Source organism: Dehalococcoidales bacterium (assembly GCA_028716225.1).
In the GTDB taxonomy this organism is placed as follows: Bacteria; Chloroflexota; Dehalococcoidia; order Dehalococcoidales; family UBA5760; genus UBA5760.
In genome coordinates this window covers 1-4,560 of sequence record JAQUQE010000072.1, presented here as the reverse complement: position 1 = coordinate 4,560, position 4,560 = coordinate 1, and the positions used below count along the sequence as shown (strand labels likewise).

Here is a 4,560-nt window from a genome sequence, read left to right as displayed (position 1 = left end):
TAGACGGGTATCGCATATTGGATTTGGGTGCTGTCAGGGAGTTGGTCACGCTGGGCGACCTGGTTCAATGTATCGGAGAAATCGAATAAAGGGGGTTCTATGAGTGCTTTCGTGGTAGGCAGACATAAGATTCTTTACATGGTCAAGGCCGCCAGACACTTCGGCATGAAGAGCGGCGGCGACTTCTCCTGGTATTGGAACGAGGAGCGGCATACTCTTGACAGATGCGACATATCCAGCGAGATCGGCGTCGCTAACATGCTCTGGCAGGAGAACGTGAAGTCGGTGATGGCGAGGTATCCCGATGCCGATTACGATAACATGCCGGGGACGGTGGGAGAGAATTACGTCATAGACGAGCGCGACTGTAATATGGACTGGATGATTTTTGAGCCGACGCAGGTTATTAAGTGCTGCAACTGCTACGCTTATCAGTCATGCGAGCATGACGGCTGGCGCGCTTCGGAAGCTCACGCTTTCATCGAGCATCTAAAAGCTCTGGCGATAACGGCGCTGCCTAAATATGACTTTGCCGAGTGGGGCGCGCCGGAGCCGGTAAGATAAGGGGGTGAAATTGAAGGGGTATATGGTATTCAATAACTTTGGCAACCCGGCCAGTGAAGAGCACTTGGCTATATACGGCACTAAAGAGCAGGCTGAGGAATATGCCGAAAAAATGAGGCAGGAATGCCCAGGAGAAAAGTTCTACGTAATGCCGGTAGTAATTAAGAGGGAGGTGAAGCGTGCCTAAATGTCCTAAATGCGGCGTAGACCTCAAGCGGCTGAGGTTTCACGCTACTTACACAAGCCAACAGGAAGTCTATCCCAATACTAGCGACGGCTTCCTGTTCTACCCGGAGAAGCCGCGGTGCGACTGTCAGCAGCGCACATACAATTGCCCGGAGTGCGGCGAGGTGATCGGTACAACAAAAGAAGAAGCCCTGAAGTTCTTCAGGGGAAAATAAAATAAGGGGGTGCAAATTGAAAGTAGAAGTAAACAGGACAAGGCTCATAGCGGCGCTCAAGCTGGTCAAGGCGGCTCGTCCGAGGCGATCGGTGTTGCCTATACTCCACATGGTGCTGCTATCGGCGGCGGACGGCTGCCTGCAGATGACCTGCACAGATCTGACGGCGGTGATAACCACCAAAATCAAGGCCAGGATCGTGGCCAAAGGCGACAGCTGCTGCATCGACCCGGACAAGGTGCTCATTTTACTGGACACGCTAAAATCGCCCAACGTGACGCTCAACGCTAAAGATAAGGTGATGGAGATATCGTCGGGTTCAACGCTGTGCGTCACGGAGAAGATGCCGGGGAAGGATTACCCGGACTTTGCCGACAAACTCGCCATGAAGAAGGCCAAGCCGATAATCATAGCGGGGCTGGTATCGGCCATCAATAAAGTCTCATACGCGATGGCCGATGAAGATGTGCGCCCGGTTCTGATGGCTGTCAGTATGAAGTTCATCGACAAAGATATAGAGCTCTGCGCCGCGGACGGCTTCCGTATGGCCGTGACAAGGGTCAAGTATGCCACCGCCCACAAGTTTAAAAAGGACGACCCCAGGCAGTTCATATTGCCCAGGGAAGCCGTCTTACTGTTCAAGACCTTTGAGAAGGATAAGGTTATCATGTGCATCGGCGATAACTATCTGAGGTTCTCCACTCCAGAAGTCGTTATCGGCGTCGGCGCCATTCAAGGCACTTACCCGGATTACAGCAAGCTGTATCCAGATCCCAAGAATTTAAAGGCAATGAGCTTCGACCGGGGCGAGATGCTGAATGCCTTAAAGGCAGTCATTAAACAGAAGGAATTTAAGATACAACCACTGCGTTTGGAGACCAAGCGCGGCGGCGGGGTGAAGGTATGGTCGCAGGACGGCGATGGCCATAAACTGGAATTCGTAGTGAACGGTAAAGGACATGGTAAAATCGCATTCAATGCTTCGCTCCTGCGGGATACTGTTTCGGTCGCTCCTGGACCGAGTATCACTTTGTATACAACAACCGCCGCAGGACCGGCGAAGATGAAACTGGGGCACGACACGCACCTGCTTATGCCGATATACGTGAACTGGTAGCGGGAATTAACTGCGAGGAGGCGCCTATGGCTGTTGAGCAATATGACGCTACTCCTAAACAGCGCGTGGCGATCGACAAACTGTGCCGGATACTCAGAGAGCCTAATGAGAGCGATAACAGGCCGCTGACCCGGCGGAACGCGCAGCACCTCCAATGGCAGCTGCTATGCCGGGTCAGGGCGATGCCGAGGCCGATGGCATATACATATATCACAAAGGAAGGAGATTAGAGCGATGGCTGTATGTGTTCAGAACAAAAAGACCGAGGATATCGTAAGGGTCTCGAAAGGTGAAGCCAAGAAGCTGGTCGACTCCGGGGAGTATAAGTACGTGACCAAGACCGACTGGCAGCGGCAGAAGAGCGAGGAATAATGGGCGGCAAGGTCAAGACTAAGGTAGATAAAGGCCTTATCGACGTAGCGCGGGCGCTTACCGACCCGATAATAGTCTTCAATCAGAGCTGGGGCGACTGCATACCGGACTGGCTTGCCGCGGAGATAAAAACACAGCGCCTCCTGCAGGTGATGCGCGGCGAAAAGGATAAGGCCACCGACGCCGAGGCGCTGGCTTACGTGTCTAACGCTTCGCTCTGCCAGCCGCTGGATCACGACATGACGGATATCTACTCATATCTGTTTACGAGGGTCATGGGCGACCGGGCCCCGGCGGATCTGCGCAAAGATTCGATATCGGACTATCAAATGTCGATATTGAGAGATTTGAAGTTTTGGCTCTGGAATCAGAGGGCCAAGCATAGAAAATCTAGCTGAAGGAGCGAGTCATGGTTGTTTGTATGGATTGCGAACAAGAGATGAAGACAGCTGATAGCTGTACTCACGCTAAGATCAGACACGATAACAAGTGGATTGACAGGAGCCGCGAGCACTTCGAAGAACCCGATGGCAGGTGCAACGATTGTGGAATAAAACACGGCGGTATCCATCACTTCGGGTGCGACGTGGAGCGCTGCCCGGTCTGCGGCGGACAGCTTATCTCCTGCAATTGTTTCCGGGATAAGAGGATGAGGAATAAGATCACGCTGAGGAAGTGATGCCGTAGCTATGTAACGTTTTTCGAAGTTGAATCGATAAGTATATAGGGGGTGAATTTTGGATGAAAACGAAAACCTGATATCACTGCACGACCTGATACCCGCCGTGTTCAACACGGCCCGGCGCTACCGGACGCTATACTCCGCACTCTCCCCCTATATCATGGGCGATAAGCTCAACGAGGAACAGGCGGAAGCCAGTATATTCATAGGCTTTTTACAGATGGCTCCCCTGGAAGCTAATATGCAGATAATCGAGGCCGGCGGCCAGAGGGTGATGGTCTTCAATATGTTCTATAGAGCGGACTACACCGCGGAACTGGATTAGAAAGGAGCTACTATGGCAAAAGGAGAATCATCTAAATGCCCCGTGTGTTTGGGGGAAGGTAAAAACGGGGCTATATTATGTCTACGCTGTAATGGCACAGGTCGTGTGAACTATAAACTAACGAGACGGATAAAGGAGTCAATATGCAGGGTAAATGTCCAAAGTGCCAGATAGCATATCGGTTCTCTAGTCCAAGGGACTTAAAGGACGCCTATTGTCCCAAGTGCGGAACGAAGTTGTCGAGGACAACGTATCTCTATAAAGGTGAGTGGCGCGACGTAAATTACGCCTACCCGCCTAATGAACAAAAAGGGAAAGCTATATACCGCTGTGAATGTGGCGAAGTATATGAGTCAACCATTCACTATAAGGAGCTTACTTGCCTTCGATGTGGCAAAAAAATACCAAGAGCTTAGCGTCGGATAAAGGAGGTGATATCGTGAAGAAGGGAACTCCGTCAAACTGCAAATTCAAAAAGTGCAGATACAACGTGATCCCACCCGGAGAAGACTCTCAGGAGTGTATCGGCTGTGATGGTAATAAAGCAGTAAAAGGGGGTGATAAACAAACCTAAACAGAACCATAAAAGAGAAAGGGGGACAAATTGGCGAACAAAATAGACTTTGCACATGCTGAGCGTGTCCTGGGGGTTATGGCTGTCGATAAGCAGATAACCCTGGAGAAGCGCAAAGCGGTGCGCTTCGTGATCGATTTTCTCAAGACAAGTAATAATCGCCCCGCCCAGTTGCGTAACTGGCGCAGCGTTCTGCCCCGGGTCGGCACCGCTGTCATACTAGGTTACCTGGGCAAGGGGAAATCCGCTCTGGCGTGGTATCTCGCGGAGATAGCGCACAATCAGGGGCGGCCTGTTTACGTCCTGGGCATGCCCAAGCGTACACAGAAGTACGCGCCGAAGTGGGCCAAACACGTAAAGGACTTTCGCAAGATCCCGAAAGGTGCTTTTCTGATCGTTGACGAGGCCGCGTTGAGGTTCGGCAGCCGGCGCAGCCAGTCGGACAACAATATAGAGCTGGGCGGGCTGAACGCTCTGGCCCGGCAGCGGGACCAGCTGATTGTCTTTGTAGCCCATACCAGCCGC

Annotated in this window: 11 protein-coding genes; all 11 read left to right on the top strand. The window is 52.0% G+C overall.

Annotation, left to right across the window (positions count from 1 at the left end):
* Positions 1 to 99: 99 nt before the first annotated feature.
* Positions 100 to 564, top strand: coding sequence for a hypothetical protein (locus PHI12_13390; GenBank protein ID MDD5511787.1), 465 nt, complete (start codon positions 100 to 102; stop codon positions 562 to 564).
* A 10-nt stretch (positions 565 to 574) separates the two neighbouring features.
* A complete protein-coding gene (locus PHI12_13385) occupies positions 575 to 751 on the top strand; it encodes a hypothetical protein (GenBank protein ID MDD5511786.1) in 177 nt (58 codons plus the stop codon).
* Positions 744 to 965: a hypothetical protein gene (locus PHI12_13380; protein MDD5511785.1), complete on the top strand. Its 222-nt coding sequence runs from the start codon at positions 744 to 746 to the stop codon at positions 963 to 965. The genes PHI12_13385 and PHI12_13380 overlap by 8 nt, the downstream gene beginning before the upstream one ends.
* 16 nt (positions 966 to 981) lie before the next feature.
* Positions 982 to 2,082: a DNA polymerase III subunit beta gene (locus PHI12_13375; protein MDD5511784.1), complete on the top strand. Its 1,101-nt coding sequence runs from the start codon at positions 982 to 984 to the stop codon at positions 2,080 to 2,082.
* 26 nt (positions 2,083 to 2,108) lie between these two features.
* Entirely contained in the window at positions 2,109 to 2,312 is a 204-nt protein-coding gene (locus tag PHI12_13370) for a hypothetical protein (protein MDD5511783.1), read from the top strand.
* A gap of 4 nt (positions 2,313 to 2,316) precedes the next feature.
* Complete coding sequence (locus PHI12_13365) at positions 2,317 to 2,454, top strand: hypothetical protein (protein ID MDD5511782.1); 138 nt, start codon at positions 2,317 to 2,319, stop codon at positions 2,452 to 2,454.
* The gene (locus tag PHI12_13360; GenBank protein ID MDD5511781.1) at positions 2,454 to 2,852 is read left to right on the top strand and encodes a hypothetical protein; all 399 of its coding nucleotides are present in this window, start codon (positions 2,454 to 2,456) and stop codon (positions 2,850 to 2,852) included. Before PHI12_13365 ends, PHI12_13360 begins: the two co-directional genes overlap by 1 nt.
* A 23-nt stretch (positions 2,853 to 2,875) precedes the next feature.
* A complete protein-coding gene (locus tag PHI12_13355) occupies positions 2,876 to 3,133 on the top strand; it encodes a hypothetical protein (GenBank protein ID MDD5511780.1) in 258 nt (85 codons plus the stop codon).
* A gap of 58 nt (positions 3,134 to 3,191) precedes the next feature.
* Positions 3,192 to 3,461, top strand: coding sequence for a hypothetical protein (locus PHI12_13350; GenBank protein MDD5511779.1), 270 nt, complete (start codon positions 3,192 to 3,194; stop codon positions 3,459 to 3,461).
* Positions 3,462 to 3,900: 439 nt separating this feature from the next.
* Positions 3,901 to 4,035, top strand: coding sequence for a hypothetical protein (locus PHI12_13345; GenBank protein MDD5511778.1), 135 nt, complete (start codon positions 3,901 to 3,903; stop codon positions 4,033 to 4,035).
* 30 nt (positions 4,036 to 4,065) lie between these two features.
* On the top strand, positions 4,066 to 4,560 hold a 495-nt coding region (locus PHI12_13340; protein ID MDD5511777.1), incomplete at its 3' end, for a hypothetical protein.

Bases quoted from the DNA above. Each gene is read 5' to 3' on its own strand.
- PHI12_13390 (MDD5511787.1), top strand. From the start codon at position 100: ATGAGTGCTTTCGTGGTAGGCAGACATAAGATTCTTTACATGGTCAAG.
- PHI12_13355 (MDD5511780.1), top strand. From the start codon at position 2,876: ATGGATTGCGAACAAGAGATGAAGACAGCTGATAGCTGTACTCACGCT.
- PHI12_13370 (MDD5511783.1), top strand. From the start codon at position 2,109: ATGGCTGTTGAGCAATATGACGCTACTCCTAAACAGCGCGTGGCGATC.
- PHI12_13360 (MDD5511781.1), top strand. From the start codon at position 2,454: ATGGGCGGCAAGGTCAAGACTAAGGTAGATAAAGGCCTTATCGACGTA.
- PHI12_13365 (MDD5511782.1), top strand. From the start codon at position 2,317: ATGGCTGTATGTGTTCAGAACAAAAAGACCGAGGATATCGTAAGGGTC.